This is a genomic window from Streptomyces sp. NBC_01618 (assembly GCF_045209435.1).
In the GTDB taxonomy this organism is placed as follows: Bacteria; Actinomycetota; Actinomycetes; order Streptomycetales; family Streptomycetaceae; genus Streptomyces.
Map to the genome: position 1 here is coordinate 7,685,740 of NZ_CP109297.1, position 15,119 is coordinate 7,700,858.

14 protein-coding genes and 1 pseudogene are annotated in these 15,119 nt (G+C 70.8%); 10 read left to right on the forward strand and 5 right to left on the reverse strand.

What is annotated here, in order from left to right:
• The first annotated feature begins 18 nt into the window (after window positions 1-18).
• On the forward strand, window positions 19-2,748 hold the full coding sequence (locus OH735_RS35795) for a SpoIIE family protein phosphatase (protein ID WP_406385828.1): 2,730 nt from the start codon (window positions 19-21) through the stop codon (window positions 2,746-2,748).
• Here OH735_RS35795 and OH735_RS35800 read toward each other — a convergent pair.
• Window positions 2,741-3,112: a SpoIIE family protein phosphatase gene (locus OH735_RS35800; RefSeq protein ID WP_406385830.1), complete on the reverse strand. Its 372-nt coding sequence runs from the start codon at window positions 3,110-3,112 to the stop codon at window positions 2,741-2,743. The two genes, OH735_RS35795 and OH735_RS35800, sit on opposite strands and share 8 nt — an antisense overlap.
• Before the next feature lie 422 nt (window positions 3,113-3,534).
• Here OH735_RS35800 and OH735_RS35805 point away from each other — a divergent pair, with 422 nt between their 5' ends.
• Entirely contained in the window at window positions 3,535-4,059 is a 525-nt protein-coding gene (locus OH735_RS35805; protein ID WP_406385831.1) for a transglycosylase SLT domain-containing protein, read from the forward strand.
• Between the two features lie 456 nt (window positions 4,060-4,515).
• Here OH735_RS35805 and OH735_RS35810 read toward each other — a convergent pair whose 3' ends face one another.
• Complete coding sequence (locus OH735_RS35810; protein WP_406385832.1) at window positions 4,516-4,719, reverse strand: hypothetical protein; 204 nt, start codon at window positions 4,717-4,719, stop codon at window positions 4,516-4,518.
• A 66-nt stretch (window positions 4,720-4,785) separates the two neighbouring features.
• Between OH735_RS35810 and OH735_RS35815 the strand changes: the two genes are divergently transcribed.
• Entirely contained in the window at window positions 4,786-5,175 is a 390-nt protein-coding gene (locus OH735_RS35815; RefSeq protein WP_406385834.1) for a hypothetical protein, read from the forward strand.
• Between the two features lie 33 nt (window positions 5,176-5,208).
• Here OH735_RS35815 and OH735_RS35820 read toward each other — a convergent pair.
• Together OH735_RS35820 and OH735_RS35825 are read right to left on the reverse strand one after the other, a co-directional pair.
• A pseudogene (locus tag OH735_RS35820) lies at window positions 5,209-5,540 on the reverse strand (MerR family transcriptional regulator).
• 570 nt (window positions 5,541-6,110) lie between these two features.
• Window positions 6,111-7,304, reverse strand: coding sequence for a PP2C family protein-serine/threonine phosphatase (locus OH735_RS35825; RefSeq protein ID WP_406385836.1), 1,194 nt, complete (start codon window positions 7,302-7,304; stop codon window positions 6,111-6,113).
• 405 nt (window positions 7,305-7,709) lie between these two features.
• On the opposite strand from OH735_RS35825, the gene OH735_RS35830 reads away from it, so the two are divergent.
• Window positions 7,710-8,060 carry a hypothetical protein gene (locus tag OH735_RS35830; RefSeq protein ID WP_406385838.1) on the forward strand — a complete coding sequence of 117 codons (351 nt, stop codon included), beginning with the start codon at window positions 7,710-7,712 and terminating at the stop codon, window positions 8,058-8,060.
• Between the two features lie 145 nt (window positions 8,061-8,205).
• On the opposite strand, the gene OH735_RS35835 is transcribed toward OH735_RS35830, so the two are convergent.
• Window positions 8,206-9,291 carry a PP2C family protein-serine/threonine phosphatase gene (locus tag OH735_RS35835; RefSeq protein WP_406385840.1) on the reverse strand — a complete coding sequence of 362 codons (1,086 nt, stop codon included), beginning with the start codon at window positions 9,289-9,291 and terminating at the stop codon, window positions 8,206-8,208.
• 538 nt (window positions 9,292-9,829) lie between these two features.
• Between OH735_RS35835 and OH735_RS35840 the strand changes: the two genes are divergently transcribed.
• From OH735_RS35840 to OH735_RS35865, 6 genes are all read left to right on the forward strand, one after another.
• Window positions 9,830-10,237, forward strand: coding sequence for an archease (locus OH735_RS35840; RefSeq protein ID WP_406385842.1), 408 nt, complete (start codon window positions 9,830-9,832; stop codon window positions 10,235-10,237).
• 24 nt (window positions 10,238-10,261) lie between these two features.
• Window positions 10,262-11,245 carry a CapA family protein gene (locus OH735_RS35845; RefSeq protein WP_406385843.1) on the forward strand — a complete coding sequence of 328 codons (984 nt, stop codon included), beginning with the start codon at window positions 10,262-10,264 and terminating at the stop codon, window positions 11,243-11,245.
• Window positions 11,246-11,250: 5 nt separating this feature from the next.
• A complete protein-coding gene (locus OH735_RS35850) occupies window positions 11,251-12,678 on the forward strand; it encodes an RtcB family protein (RefSeq protein WP_406385845.1) in 1,428 nt (475 codons plus the stop codon).
• A gap of 675 nt (window positions 12,679-13,353) precedes the next feature.
• A complete protein-coding gene (locus OH735_RS35855; RefSeq protein ID WP_323184007.1) occupies window positions 13,354-13,557 on the forward strand; it encodes an RlpA-like double-psi beta-barrel domain-containing protein in 204 nt (67 codons plus the stop codon).
• A gap of 11 nt (window positions 13,558-13,568) precedes the next feature.
• Window positions 13,569-14,183 carry a cell wall protein gene (locus OH735_RS35860; protein WP_406385847.1) on the forward strand — a complete coding sequence of 205 codons (615 nt, stop codon included), beginning with the start codon at window positions 13,569-13,571 and terminating at the stop codon, window positions 14,181-14,183.
• A gap of 31 nt (window positions 14,184-14,214) precedes the next feature.
• Window positions 14,215-15,117 carry a MauE/DoxX family redox-associated membrane protein gene (locus OH735_RS35865; protein WP_406385848.1) on the forward strand — a complete coding sequence of 301 codons (903 nt, stop codon included), beginning with the start codon at window positions 14,215-14,217 and terminating at the stop codon, window positions 15,115-15,117.
• Window positions 15,118-15,119 lie beyond the last annotated feature (2 nt).

Consider the following 15,119-nt stretch of genomic DNA (forward strand, 5'->3'; position numbering starts at 1 on the left):
AAGGTGTAGAAAGAGGGCATGACCGGACGGGACGGCCGCCGACGCTCGGTTCTCAGGATGCGAACAGTCGCTGGTCAGGTCTTTCTCCTGCAGGTGGCGATCGTCGTGTTGCTGGTGGCCGCCGCAGTGGCCGCGCTCGTGCTGCAGTCCCGGGCCGAGAGCGTAAAGGACGCCCGTAACCGTTCGGTCGCCGTCGCCCAGACCTTTGCCAGCTCACCGGGGATCGAGGCGGCACTGAAGAGCCCCGACCCGACCGCGGTGCTCCAGCCGCTGGCCGAGCGCGCCCGGAAGCTCACCGGCGTCGATTTCGTCGTCGTGCTGAACCGGGCCGGAATCCGCTACACCCACCCCCTGCCCGACCAGATCGGGAAGAAGTTCGTCGGCAACCTGAAACCCGCGCTGAACGGCGGCATCGTCGTCGAGGAAACTACTGGGACCATCGGACCCCTCGTGCAGGCCGTGGTACCCGTCATCGGCCACGACGGCCGCGTGGTGGGTCTGGTCTCCGCCGGAATCGCCATCGAACGCGTGAACGGCGTCGTCGAGCAGCAGTTCCCTCTCCTGTTCGGCTCCGCCGCGGGAATCCTGATGCTCACCACGGCCGGGACGGCGCTGGTGAGCAGACGGCTGCGCCGCCAGACGCACGGCCTCGGGCCCGCAGAGATGACCCGGATGTACGAGCATCACGACGCAGTCCTGCATGCAGTGCGCGAGGGCGTCCTCATCGTCGGCGGCGACGGCCGGCTGCTGCTCGCCAATGACGAGGCCCGCCGGCTGCTCGGCCTGCCGGCGGATGTGGAGGGGCGCGTGGTCACCGAACTCGCGCTCGACCCGGTCACCACGGAGTTGCTGGTCTCGGGAAGGCCGGTGACCGACGAGGTGCTGCCGGTCGGCGAGCGCCGGCTCGCCGTCAACCAGCGGTCGACCGACCGGGACGGCGGCCCGCCCGGCAGCGTGACGACCCTGCGCGACACCACCGAACTCCAGGCGGTCACCGGCCGGGCCGACGTGGCGCGCGGACGGCTGAGCCTGCTGTATCAGGCCGGCACCGAGATCGGCACCACCCTCGACGTGGTGCGTACGTGCGAGGAACTGGCGGAGTTCGCGACCGCCCGCTTCGCCGACTTCACCAGCGTCGATGTGTTGCAGGCGGTCCTGCGCGGTGAGGAGCCCACGCGCGCGGGCCCGGACACCGAGTGGCGTCGTACCGCCGTCAGCGGCGTTCGGGACGATTCGGCGCTCCAGCCCGTCGGCGCACTGCTCCGCTTCCCGCCGTCCACGCCCGTGGGGGCCGGCCTGCGCAGGGGGGAGGCGGTTCTCGACACGGATCTGGCGGCCGTCTCCGGGTGGCAGCGGCACGATCCCGCAAGGGCCCGGGAGCTCCTCGCGTACGGAATCCACTCGATGATCGCGGTTCCGCTGCGCGCCCGCGGTGCCATCCTGGGCGTCGTCCTGTTCTGGCGCGCCGGGGAGTCCGAACCGTTCGAGGACGAGGACCGGTCACTCGCGGAGGAACTGGTCGCCCGGGCCGCGGTGAGCATCGACAACGCCCGCCGCTACACGCGCGAGCACGCCATGGCGGTGACCCTGCAACGCAGCCTGCTGCCGCGCGGCGTCCCCGACCAGAGCGCCATCGACGTCGCCTACCGGTACCTGCCCGCACAGGCCGGTCTGGGCGGCGTCGGCGGGGACTGGTTCGACATCATCCCGTTGCCCGGCGCCCGCGTCGCGCTCGTCGTGGGCGACGTCGTCGGCCACGGGCTGCACGCCGCCGCGACCATGGGGCGGCTGCGCACGGCGGTCCACAACTTCTCCACCCTGGACCTGTCGCCGGGAGAACTCCTGTGGCACCTCGACGAACTGGTCGCCCAGATCGACCGCGACGAGGCCGTCGACAGCGCCGACGCGGAAGTCGCCGGCGCCACCTGCCTCTACGCGATCTACGATCCGGTGTCCGGGCGCTGCACCATGGCCCGGGCCGGCCACCTCCAACCCGTGGTCGTCCACCCGGACGGCACCTCGGAATTCGCCGACGTGCCCGGCGGCCCCCCGCTCGGGCTCGGGGGCCTGACCTTCGAGAGCTTCGAAACGCAACTGCCCGAGAACAGCCGGCTCGTGCTCTACACCGACGGACTCGTCGAGGACCGGCACCGGGACATCGACGAGGGCCTTTCCCTGCTCGGCCGGACTCTCGCCGAGAGCGCCGACCGGACACCCGAGGAGACCTGCGACGCGGTTCTGCGCACCCTCGTGCCCGATCCGGCCCGTGACGACATCGCGCTGATCGTCGCCCGTATCCGCAGACTGGACGCCGCGGACGTCGTCCAGATGGATGTGCCCAGCGACCCCTCATCGGTGTCCCGGGTGCGGGCCGAGGTGTCCCGCAAACTGGCCGAATGGGGTCTGGCGGAGGAGGCGTTCACCACGGAGCTGATCCTCAGCGAACTGGTCACCAACGCCATTCGCTACGCCACCGGCCCCATCGGGGTGCGGCTGCTCCGCGACCGCTCCCTGATCTGCGAGGTCTCCGACCACAGCAGCACCTCGCCCCATCTGCGGCAGGCGGCCACCACGGACGAGGGGGGCCGGGGACTGTTCCTCGTCGCCCAGTTCGCCGACCGGTGGGGAACCCGCTACATGGACCACGGCAAGGTCATCTGGACCGAGCAGGCACTGCCGACCGGCACACTGCCGACCGGCGCACTGCCGGGCGGCCCCCCGAGTCTGGGACCGGGGGCGTTCACATGAGCGTGAGGGCGAGCACCGCCCGGTCGTCGTCCGCTCCGGCCGACCACGCGTCCCGGTCCGCCCTGATGAAGCACGCGAGATCCTCGGGATCCGGAGTCCTGCCGCCGTCGCCGAAGTGATCCGTCAGCCGGGTCGGCAACGGATAGAACTCGCCCCGCGCGTTCCGCGCCTTGCCCACGCCGTCCGTGTACAGAACGATCACCTCCCCGGTGCGCAGTGGGTGAGTGGTGACCTCGGCGTCCCCGGGGCCCGGTTCGCCCAGCCCCAGAGGCAGGGCAGGGGCCCACATGCGCTCGCCAGGCCGAGGACGCCACCGCGGCAGGCCCTTGATCGTTCCCGCGCCTCCATCACTGGCATGTGACATACGGGAACCCTATGCGCAGCCGCACGCGGAGAGCCGGAGAGGCGGGCCGTCAGGGCTCGGCGAGACGTTCCGGTCCGCGTCGTCGAACCCGCGGTTTCACGGGTGAAATTGTGATGCCACCCATAGGAGCTGGGTCACATCCTAAGGTCGATAGTAGGCCGGAGGCCGCCCCAGAGGCGAATAAGCGCCATGAAACATGGCATTTCGGACATTTCTCCGTAGTCGGGTAGTACGTCACATAATTGCGCTCCGCTCTCTCCGTCGCTAACCATGGCTGTCGTTGCAGGGAGCAGCGGTCGGGCCCGGCGGATTCGCCGGATCGGTTCGCTCGGACCCGCAGCAGCGGGGTTCGGCTCCGCAAGCCGCCGCAACCGAGACCGGCCGGCATCACCAAGACGTCCCCATTGGAGAGTTCCTTCCGTATGACCACGTACACGCAGACCCGCACCAGCCGCATCGCCCGCCTCCGCACGCTGACCGTCGCCGGAATCGCCACCGTGGGGGCCGCGGCAGCAGCCCTCACGCTGACGTCGACATCCGCGCAGGCCGCCGAGGTGGCACCGGCGAAGGCGAGCGTCTCCGTGGTCAAGGCTTCGGCGGACGGCGGCCAGGGCGGCGCGGGTTACGCCAACAACCTCGACGGCTGGATCAAGGAGTCGCTGGCCATCATGAAGGCCAAGGGCATCCCCGGCAGCTACGAGGGGCTGCACCGCAACATCATGCGCGAGTCGGGCGGCAACCCCAGCGCTCAGAACAACTGGGACATCAACGCGAAGAACGGTGTGCCGTCCAAGGGGCTGCTCCAGGTCATCCAGCCGACCTTCAACGCCTACCACGTCAGTGGCACCGCGAGCGACCTCACCAACCCGGTCGCCAACATCACCGCGGCCGCCAACTACGCCGCCGACCGCTACGGGTCGATCGACAACGTCAACTCCGCCTACTGAGTTGTAGAGCCCGCGCCCGCTTCACGAGCCAGGACCGGCATGGTCGGCAACACGCCGACCGTGCCGGTCCTTCGGTATGCGCTCTCGACGAAGCGATGCCGGGCGCACCCGACCTTAAGACCGACCGGCAAATGGGGGGCGGCGTCGCGGGGCTGGGCACGCACATCTGCGGCGTTGTCGTCAATCACCATGGCTCCGCCATGCCTCAATCCTCCGCCTTGCAGCTGCACGCACCCAGCCCCGCTCCTTCTTCCACCCCCCATTTGCCGGTCGGTCTAAGTCGGGGTACTGCTTCTCGCCCTGTACGTGCCCGGCCCGCGCCCGACACCGCCGACCCGCCCAACTCCTCGTACCGGCAAGGCATTCGACGCGCTCCGTGCTCCCGGGTTCCGGCGGATTCTCGGAGCCGCCGCCCTGCTCGGCGCCGTCACCGTCGGTGACGCGTTCGTCTGCCTGCTACTCCAGCGCCGCCTCGGCCTCCCCACGGCTGGTTCCCGCTGCTGCCGCGCACCCCGCCGGGAGCCCGGATTTCCGAAAGGCGTACCGCATGAGTGTCAGGTTCCCCAGCTCCGCCGCTCCGCTGGGCCCTCGGGCCCGGATCGCCGTCGTGGTGGCCGCGGTGCCCTCCTCACGGGTGGCTCCGTCGGCTACGGCCTGCACGCCCGACAGTGCTCGGAGGGGCAACACGCCGACGCCGACGCCTCGTTCACGCTCACCGGGCCCGCAGTGTACTTCCGGGACACGGCCTCGGGACGTGTCGCACATCAGCCGCGCGCCGCAACCCCCGCCGTCCGTACCGCCGGCGGCCCCGGCTGTGACCGGTTCTACGCCTCCGGTGACAGCGCGCTCTGTCTGCGCGCCGAGCCAGGGGTGCTGCCGAAGACATACGCGATCGTGCTCGACCGGCACCTGCGCGAGGTGCGCCGGTGCGAGACGCCGCTCGCCGAGACCCGCAGCGTGGACGACCAGGCGGCCTGGCTGGACGACGGTACGGTCGCCTGCGCGCTCCCGGGCGCGGCCGGCCGGGCGAGCGACATCTGGACCGTCCCCGCCGACGGCACCGGGGCACCTCGGCCGGCCGTGACGGGCGGCTCTTCGCCGGTGGCGGTCGGCTGAGCGGGGCGTCCGGTGACTTCGGTGGTGGGCGGGTCAGGTTCCGGGGCGGGGCTCGGCGGCGGCCCGGCGCAGTTCTTCGTTGACGCGCCGGGCTTCATCGAGCTGGTCCTCCAGGACGACGATGCGGCAGGCCGCCTCGACCGGGGTGCCCTGGTCGACGAGTTCGCGGGCGCGGGCGGCGACCTTCAGCTGGTGGCGGGAGTAGCGGCGGTGTCCGCCCTCGGACCGCAGCGGAGTGATGAGGCGGGCGGCTCCGACGGCCCGCAGGAAGGCAGGAGTGGTGCCGAGCATTTCGGCGGCCCGTCCCATGTGTAGGCGGGGTAGTGGTCGTCGTCGAGAGGGCCGAGGAAGCTGTCTGCGGTCATGTGCGCCTCTGATCGGGGGGCGTGTAGGGGGCCCCGGCACCGTACGGCACCAGGGCCCTGAGGGATTTGAACACCATCTGCCGGCTTACTACGGCGCCGGCATGTCGTTTCCGCACTGTCTCCCGGCTGAGGGGAGCGAGTACGGGGATCGCGGATGCGTGACCGTGTGACCACCTTTCGTTCCGGGGTCTGCGGTACCCGGGCTGACTACGTCCTCGCTCGGGCGATCCTGATGGCGCTTGCCTCCTTCTTTCTCCTGGCTGATCCATCTGTCTGCCACGTGCGGGTCCTGGTTCTGCCGACGGCACCTACGGGCCGCCGGGCCCGGCGGCCCACGAGGGGACCCTCGATCCTTGCGGTCCCGTCGTTCCGCTGCCGCGCTACGCCCGCTTCCGTCTTGTGCGCGCGGCAGTTCGTTCTCTGCCGCACTGCACAGACTTCCTGGCTATGTGGAAGACAGTAACTCCAGGGATGAAGCATGTCTACTATTGCCATGACAGATTTCTTGGGAGAGGAAGTGCCGGAAATTTGTGCAGGGCAGCACATGCTCTGGGATGGGTCGGACTCTCATCAGCACTCCCGTGCCGGGCCCGTCCTTCCGGAGCCGTGACGGAAGCCGTCGGACTGGGCGGCCTTTCCGTGATGGAGTCCCGAATCTCCGCCAGGAGCGCGGTGGATCGCGATGACCGCAGCGTCGTCACCGAGATACCCGCCGGCGTGCGCCAGGAGGTCGCGGCGCAGATGGCGCAGCAGGATCTCCGGAGAGCTGTCGGTCCACTGGGCGGCCCGTTCGGCGAACGGATAGAAGTCTCCTTCTCGGCTGCGTGCTTCGATGACGCCGTCGGTGTAGAGGAGAAGGGTGTCGCCGTCCTCGAAGGTGAACACGTCAACGGTGTAGCCCGTCTGCCCCGTGCCGCCGACGCCCAGCGGGGGTGCGGGATGCAGACTCGGGACGGAGACGGAATGTCCTGGACTGAGCAGTATGGGGGCGGGGTGCCCGCAGCTGGTCATGCGGATGACGGGGTCGTCGTCGGGTATCTCCAGCAGGAGGGCGGTGACGAAGCGCTCCCCGGCCTCGCTCTCCGGCTCGAAGTCGGCCTGGTAGCGGCCGACACTCCGTTCCAGGGCGGCGGCGAGTGCGGGCAGGCTGGCGTGCTGGTGGGCGGCCTCGCGGAAGGCGCCGAGCAGGAGGGCGGCTTCCCCGATGGCGGCCAGGCCCTTGCCTCTCACATCACCGATCATCACGTGGGTTCCGCCGCCGGTACGGGTGGCCGCGTACAGGTCGCCCCCGATCAGGGCCTCGTCCTCCGCGGCCAGGTACAGCGAGGCGACTCGCAGCGGCCCGATGCGGTCGGGAAGCGGCCACAGCAGGACCTGCTGCGCGGCTTCAGCCACCGACCGCACCTGGGCGAGTTCCCGGCCGTGCCGTTCCCGTATCAGGCAGAAGAACACGACCAGCGCCGAGAGCAAGGCGATGGCGGCGATCTGTACGAGCACGCCCCGGGAGGTCAGTGCGCCGAAGTGCAGACCGATATACGCCTGAGCCGCCACGGCCAGGAGTCCGATCACCCCGGTGGACAGCGGACCGGCGAATGAGGCGGTGATCGCGGGAGCGATGACCAGCAACGGCCCCAGACGGATGTCCTGCGGCGCCAGAATATCCACCACCGTGATCACGACGATGAGTGCAAGGGGGAACACCAGCAGCGCATGGCCCGGCCGCCATGACTCCCGCAGACCCGCGATGCGTTCACTGAGACCCACGTCTTCCACAGTGCACCGCCTCCGGGCAGTGCACGAGTCGGGCCGGTGGCAGGAGACGGTGCAGGGGGGCGCGGCCCACGACGAGGGAGCGGCACTGAGAGCGGCAGGCTCGTGCCCGGAGTCACCGTCAACTTCGGCACCGGCGACAGGACAAGGTCGGTTGCCACGAACCCGGGCGGGTCCTGAGGGACAGCGCTGAGGCGCTCGGCTGAGCAGCGTGCGCCCGCCGAGTCCGGCTTCGCGCTCCGCCGACCGGCGTAACCGTCGCTGAGACGCGCTCACCGTAGCCTGACGCCCGGCGCGTGACCTCGCGTCTGTCGGACCCAGAAGGCGAGCGGCGGCAACACGGACACCGACAGCTACGCCTACACGCATCCGTGTGAGAGCCAGAAGCTGTCGGTGCACGTGAGCAACCGTGCCGGCGCGGCCACCCCGCGGGTGATCGTGGTGCGCAACCTCGGCGCGAGCGCCTGCGGCCTCAGCTTCTTCCCGCTGGTCAGCCTGGGCAACTCGCACTCCGAGGACCGCAGCAAGGACGTCGAGCCGCTGATCCCCAGCGGTCTCGGCGGCGCACCCGCATACCCGGTCCGGGCCGGAAAGACCGCCTACGCGGTGATCGACCTCGACCCGAGCGGTGCGACCACCGGGACCGTGGCCGGGATCGACGAGCTGACGTGCCGGCCGACGACGCTCACATGTCAAACGCGGAAACGCTCAACTTCCCGCTCGGCTCCGGCGCGAAGGTACTCAAGCTGAAGCTGGGCCTCTGACGGAGCACGATCGCCGACGCCGTCAGCTCCATGACCCAGGCGGACACCCGGTCCTGACCCGCACGCGGCCCCGTAGAGCGGTCGGCCGAAACCCCTTCCCGGGACGGCCGGGCACGGGTGAGTGCTGGTTCCTAGTCGGGCAGGTGGTAGACGGCGAGAGCCGCGGTGTCGTCGTGGAGGCGGTTGCCGCTGTGGACGAGGAGATCGTGGTGGAGGCGGTCGAGGAGTTCCCGGGGTGGAAGGGGACCCCAGGACAGGACACGCTGGGGGAGGGGGTAGAAGGCCCCGGCGGGGTCACGTGCCTCGGTGACGCCGTCGGTGTAGAGCAGCAACTCGTCGCCGGGGCGGAAGGGGTACTCGTCGACCTGGTAGGACTCCGTGAGGACTACGCCGAGGTTGAGCGGCGGTGCGGGTTCGGCCGTCTCCAGCTCAGTGACCCCGTCGGGTCGGATGAGCAGGGGTGGGGGGTGGCCGCAGTTGACGATGCGGACCACGTGACGGCGAGGGATCTCCGCGAAGACGGCGGTGACGAAGCGTTCGCCCATGTCGCTTCCGGCAAGGCTGGTGGCCCTGCGGTTCATGCTGGTCTCCACCCGGCGGGCAACGGTGGCGAGGTCGGGTTCGTCGTGGGCGGCCTCGCGGAAGGCACTGAGAAGGGTCGCGGCCGTCTCCACGGCAAGGAGGCCCTTTCCGCGGACGTCGCCGATGACAAGGCGGAGTCCGTACGTGGTGGGGACGGCCTCGTACAGGTCGCCGCCGATATGTGCTTCCGCGTCGGCGGACAGGTAGAGGGCTTCCACCTGAATCGGGCCGATGCGGCGGGGAACCGGGCTGAGCAGGATACGCTGCGCGATCTCGGCCACGAAACGCACGGTGGCGAGGGTACGTTCCCGGCGCACGCGGTGCGCAGCCAGGATCGTCCCGAGAACGCCGACCAGTGCGGTGCACAGGTAGGCGGTCACGTAGTGGCGCTCCCACACGTAGTTCACCGGGCGGCCCGCGCAGCACGGGGTGCCGGCCAGGACCGCTTCGAAGACGATCGCGAACGCGGTGATGGCACCGACGGCAGCGGGGCCGTGGGCGAAGGCCGCGATCACCGGGAGGGCGACGAGCAGGAAGCTCACGGGCCACTGCACGGGCGTGATGGGTTCGAGCACCAGGACGCCCGCGATGTAGAAGGCGGGCAGCCAGCGCATCCACGTGGGCGCGACAGGCACCGGCGCGCCCCCGCTGCCGGGCCGCGCCGTCCCGTCGCTCGCCGCCCGGGGGCGACCCGGCCACCTCACCGCTCTCGCCGGAACCGGGCGGGCGCGGACGCTGCAGAGCACGGAGCCACCGTCCGGCCCGCACGCGGACGGCGCTCCTGGCGGGTCCACTCACAGAGCCTGTACACACGGAGCTCCTGACACAAGGCGTGGTCAAGGCGTCCATCCTGCTGCGCCGCAAGGCTTCGGGCCGGTGATTGCTCCAGCCAATGGCATGTCAGGCCCGGGGTACGGCCGGCGAGCAACGACGACGTCCCGTCCTCAGCGTTCTCGCACTGGCGGCCCGTGCCACGAGGGGACAGCGTCGACGCGTGGCCGCGCCTCGTGATGGTTGCCCCGGAGCGGTGTACGGGACGACTCTGGAGGAGGCACAGCCTGCGGCACGGGGAACCCGGGCTCGGGCTGTGCGTACGGAGACTACGGAGAGGCGCCGACTGTGGACGGTCGGGAACCTTCGGGGAAAAAGCCTGGCGCGAGTGGCCACCGGGCTGTGCCACACACCGCGGACATGCAGGTGGAGGCGTGGTCGCCGACGGCCGCGGGCTGCATCGGCGAGGCTGTGCGCGCGGTGGTGGAGGGTTTCGCCGACACGTCCGGGGCCTCGGCGGTCGGGGACCACGAATACGCGATCACGGCGGAATCCGATGAGTATCTGCTCGTGTCCGTCCTGGAAGAGGTCGTCTACCGGATGGATGTCGACGGGGAGATCCCGCTCGATGTGGAAGTGGGGGCGATCCGGTCGGCGGGGGACGGCCGGGGCGTGTCGGTCCGCTTCCGAATGGCCGACGCGGGCACCGCCGTCGCGGTCGGTGCGGTGCCGAAGGCCGTTTCGCTGCACGACCTGCAGCTGCGGTGCGGCCCCGGCGGCTGGACCTGCCGGGTGACCATCGACGTCTGAGGGGGGCAGGGAAGGGACAGGATCATGGCGCTCACGGTGGCACTGGCAGGCGACACCATGCTCGGGCGCAAAGTCGCCGAGGAACTGCGCCGCTCGCCGGTGCCGGGGACCCTGCTCTCCACGGGGGTCAGGGAGGCGCTCGCGGAGGCGGACCTGTTCGTGCTCAATCTGGAGTGCTGTGTCTCCGACCGCGGGCGCCGCTGGCCCGACCCGCGAAAGGCCTTCTTCTTCCGCGCGCCCTCCGCCGCCGCGAAGGTGCTGGCCGAACTGGGGGTGAACTGTGTGACGCTCGCCAACAACCATGCCCTGGACTACGGGTTCGACGCCATGGCCGACACCCGCGCCCTGCTGGTCGGGGCGGGTGTCCACACGGTCGGCGCCGGGGCGAACGTGCACGAGGCCCGGGAGTTCGCGGTGCTGGAGGCGGGCGGTGTGCGGCTGGCGGTGGTGGGCGTCACGGACGACCCGGAGGAGTACGCGGCAGGGGAGAACAGTCCCGGCGTGGCCTGGGCCGATCTCCACGCGGGGGTACCCGGCTGGCTGACGGAGTCGGTGGGCCGGGCCGCCGCGGCGGCCGACGTCGTGCTGGTCACCCCGCACTGGGGCCCCAACATGACCTCCCGGCCGCCGCGTCACGTCTCGGCCGCGGCCCCGGAGCTGCTGGCAGCGGGCGCGACGCTGGTCGCCGGGCACTCCGCCCACGTCTTCCACGGGATCGCCGACCGGATCCTGTACGACCTGGGCGACTTCGTCGACGACTACGCGGTCGATCCGGTCCTGCGCAACGACCTCGGGCTCCTCTTCCTGGTGACCCTGGACGGCCCGGATACCGCGCACCTGGTTCCCGCCCGGGTGAAGGCGGTGCCGCTGACCCTGGACTACTGCCACACCCGACTGGCGCGCGGCGAGGAGCGGGAGTGGATCCGCGACCGGCTCACCACCGCCTGCGCCGAGTTCGGTACCGCCGTCGCCGATCGGAACGGTCGGCTGACGGTCGACTGGAGGTGAGGGACATGGAGATCGCACTGCAGGAGAGCAGCCCGTACCGCTTCTGTATCGAGCAGCGGGAGCCGATGCGCGTACCCGGGGTCGTGTTCGCCTCGCGGGCGCTGCTGCCGCAGGCGGCCGGGGACAAGGCGCTGGAGCAGGTGGCGAACGTGGCGACGCTGCCCGGCATCGTCCGCGCCTCCTTCGCCATGCCCGACGTCCACTGGGGTTACGGCTTCCCGATCGGCGGGGTGGCCGCCACCGACATCTCCCACGGCGGGGTCATCTCGCCCGGTGGTGTCGGCTTCGACATCTCCTGCGGCGTACGGCTGCTGGCCGCCGGCATCGACCGCGAGGCGCTCGACCACGACCGGACGCGGCGGCTGATGGACATCCTCGACCGCACCATCCCGCGCGGAATGGGGCGCGGCGGTCTGTGGAAGCTGTCGGGGGCCGGGGAGATGGACGAACTGCTGGTCGGCGGCGCCCGGTACGCGGTCGAGCACGGGCACGGTGTGCCGCGCGACCTCACGCGCTGCGAGGACTACGGCGTCCTGGCCGGTGCGGCCCCGGGGCAGGTGAGCGCGCGCGCCGTCGAGCGCGGCCTCCATCAGGTGGGAAGCCTCGGCTCGGGCAACCACTTCCTGGAGGTCCAGGCGGTGGACCAGGTCTACGACCCGGCCACCGCGGCGGCCTTCGGGCTGCGGGTGGGCCAGGTGTGCGTCATGATCCACTGCGGCTCGCGCGGCCTGGGGCACCAGGTGTGCACCGACCACGTCCGCGTGATGGACCAGGAACTGCACCGGCACCGCATCCAGGTTCCGGACCGGCAACTGGCCTGTACGCCGGTCGACTCGGCGCGGGGCCGCGCCTACCTCGGGGCGATGGCGGCGGCAGCCAACTACGGCCGGGCCAACCGCCAGTTGCTGTCGGAAGCCGCCCGTCACGCCTTCGCGACCGCTGCGGGAGTCGGTCTGGAGCTGGTCTACGACATCTCGCACAACACCGCCAAGCTCGAGACCCACGAAGTGGACGGTGTGGCACGTCCACTGTGCGTCCACCGCAAGGGCGCGACGCGGGCGCTGCCGCCCGGCGATCCGAGCCTGCCCGAGGACCTGGTCCGGGCGGGCCAGCCGGTACTGGTCCCCGGGACGATGGGCACCGCCTCGTACGTGATGGTCGGCCTGCCCGGCAACGACGCCTTCCACTCCGCATGCCACGGCGCCGGCCGGGTCTGGAGCCGCCACCACGCGCTGCGCATGGTCCGTGGGGAGCGGCTTCGCGGCGAGCTGGAGGCCCGGGGCATCGCCGTGCGGCCCTCCTCATGGCGTGGTCTCGCCGAGGAGGCGCCGGAGGCGTACAAGGACGTCGACGCGGTCGCCGCCGTCACCGAGGGCGCCGGACTCGCCCGGCTGGTTGCCCGCCTGGTGCCGCTGGGAGTAGTCAAGGGATGAGCCGGAACGAAGCGGTAGGGATCCGTACAGCTCTCCTGGAGGATCTCGTGCGGTCGGCCGGTGTTCGCGACGAGCGGCTGCTCGGCGCGCTCCCGTGCGCCCGACCGGCCCGAGCCCCAGGGCCTCGCAGCCGACTGCTTCGGCGCCGGACCGTCCGGTCGATGCGGGCAGCCGCCGGGCCCAGGCGCTATCGCTGATCGTCGTGCAGGACAGGGAAGTTGAGCGTCGGCGTGCCGCGCGGACGACCTCGCCCCCCCGTCGTTCGGCGCGGAGCGAGACGCTCGGTCAAACGGAACCAGACCGTCTATACAACCGGCTTGTCTACGCGCATCATTGAGTTGCTCCGCTCGGACAACCATCCTCGGCCGGAACGCGGGCGTCTGCGCTTGATGTGTCGGGTCGGCGATCAATATCCCTTGTCATGAACTCGTCAATCGCACGAAGGAAGGCAACACGATGGCTTGCGGATCAACCAGCCTGTGGGCCGGTGAAACCAGTTGGTTCTGCTGCGGCAACTCCTGGGGGCCATGCTCCAGTGCCGGCGGCGGGGCCTGCGGCAACTGTCAGTCCAGCGCACGCCACGGCGCATGGCCCAACGCCTCACAGGCGTGCTGGAACATCACCCGGCCCGACCTCTGTGGCGAGAACATACCCAGACGCGGCTGCGGTGCGGTGATGAACGTCAAGCACCAGTGCTCGGGCGCGACGGTGTGCATCACGATCACCGACTGCGGCCCGCGCACCAAGGACTGGTGCGGCGAGGCGACTTGCTGCAACGGCGCCTGTCGCACCAACCGTGTCCTCGACCTGACCCCGGCCGCCTTCTCGGCGATCGGCAACCTGAGCTCGGGCAAGCTGCCGGTCTACATCTACGAGTGAGGAGCACCGACATGACCGTACGACACGACCGGGCCGACGGGATGCGCCGCCGGCGCTTCCTCACCAACGCCGCTCTGGGTGGCGCGACCATCATCGGCGCGACCGCGCTCGGCGGCCTCGACGCCGAGGCCGCCTTCGCCGCGGAACCCTCGCTCGACCCCGCGATCGCCAAGTCCACCTTCGTGGAGGGCCGGATCACGGGCATCACCGGCAGCGTCCTGGAGGTGGCCGGATCCAACGGCGGCCACTCCCGGGTTCAGATGACCAACGTCACCAGTGTGTGGAAGGTCCGCGCCACCACGGCCGAAGTGATCGACGTCGGCGACGGGCTCTACGCACGCGGCGTCAAGATGCCCGACGGCACCGTGGCCGCCGACGCGGTGTGGGTGAACATCGTGAATCTGGACACCCGGATCCGCGGCATCGCGAAGAACCGGCTGCACCTCGCCCACGGGCAGCACGAACTGGTCGGTCACGTCGCCCCGGACGCCAGCGCCTCCTACGCCGGCCGCGCACTGACATCCGACCTGTCCCGGCTGCGCATCGGGCAGAGCGCCCAGGTGCTCGGTGCCTGGCGGCCGTCCGACAACTCCGTGGACGTGGTCCGCATCTCCGTCGGGCACTGATACAGGCCCAGGGACACAGAGAGAGGAAGCGATGCTGTCACTGACAACGGGCCTCGCCCCACTGGTCCTCGCGGGCCTGCTCGGGTGGACCGGAGCGGTCAAGGCGTTCAGCCGAGGCACCGCACAACAGGCGCCGAAGACGGTGCTGGCCCGCATGCTGCGCAGCAGTGAGTGGGCCACGAAGGTGCTGCGCGCGACCGGCGCAGGTGAACTCCTGATCGCCGCAGGTCTGCTGCTGACCCCGGCGAACCCGGTGCCGGGGGCCGCCGCCGCGGTCCTCGGGGCGGGCTTCCTCGCCTACCTCGGCTACGGCCGGACCGTGGCGCCGGAGTCCTCCTGCGGCTGCTCGGCCAGTGAGGAAACCCCCATCACCTGGCGGGCGTTCGCACGGGCGGCGGTCGTGGTCATCGGCGGGGCCGCCGCGGCCGTGGCACAGGGCACCTGGTGGTCGGCGGTCTCCGAGCGGCCTGCCGGTGCCCTTGTCTTCCTGGCCGGGGCGACGGCTGTACTGGTCGCCCTCTCGGCCGACCTCGACCGGTGGTGGCTGCTGCCGCTGCGCCGGACGAGGCTGCGTGTCTTCGGCCACCCGCTCCTCGGCACCGCCGGGAGGGACCAGGTGCCGGTCGCGGCGAGCGTCGAACTCCTGGAGAACTCCCTTGCCTGGCAGGCCGCCGCGCCAGTGGTTCGGTCCGCCTTGCTGGACCACTGGGAGGACGACGGCTGGCGCATTCTCCAGTACTCGGGTGTGTACGGGTACGGGGAGGACGCGCGCCCGGTCGCGGTGGTGTTCGCACTCGACGCCACGGCCGGGCGCGACACCGGTGACGACCCGATCGTCCGTGTCAGTTATGTCGACGCGGACAGTGGGGAGGCGGTGGCCCTGGACGAACTGGGCGCGGTGCCGTTGCGGAAGAGCCTGCCGATGGCGGGCTGACG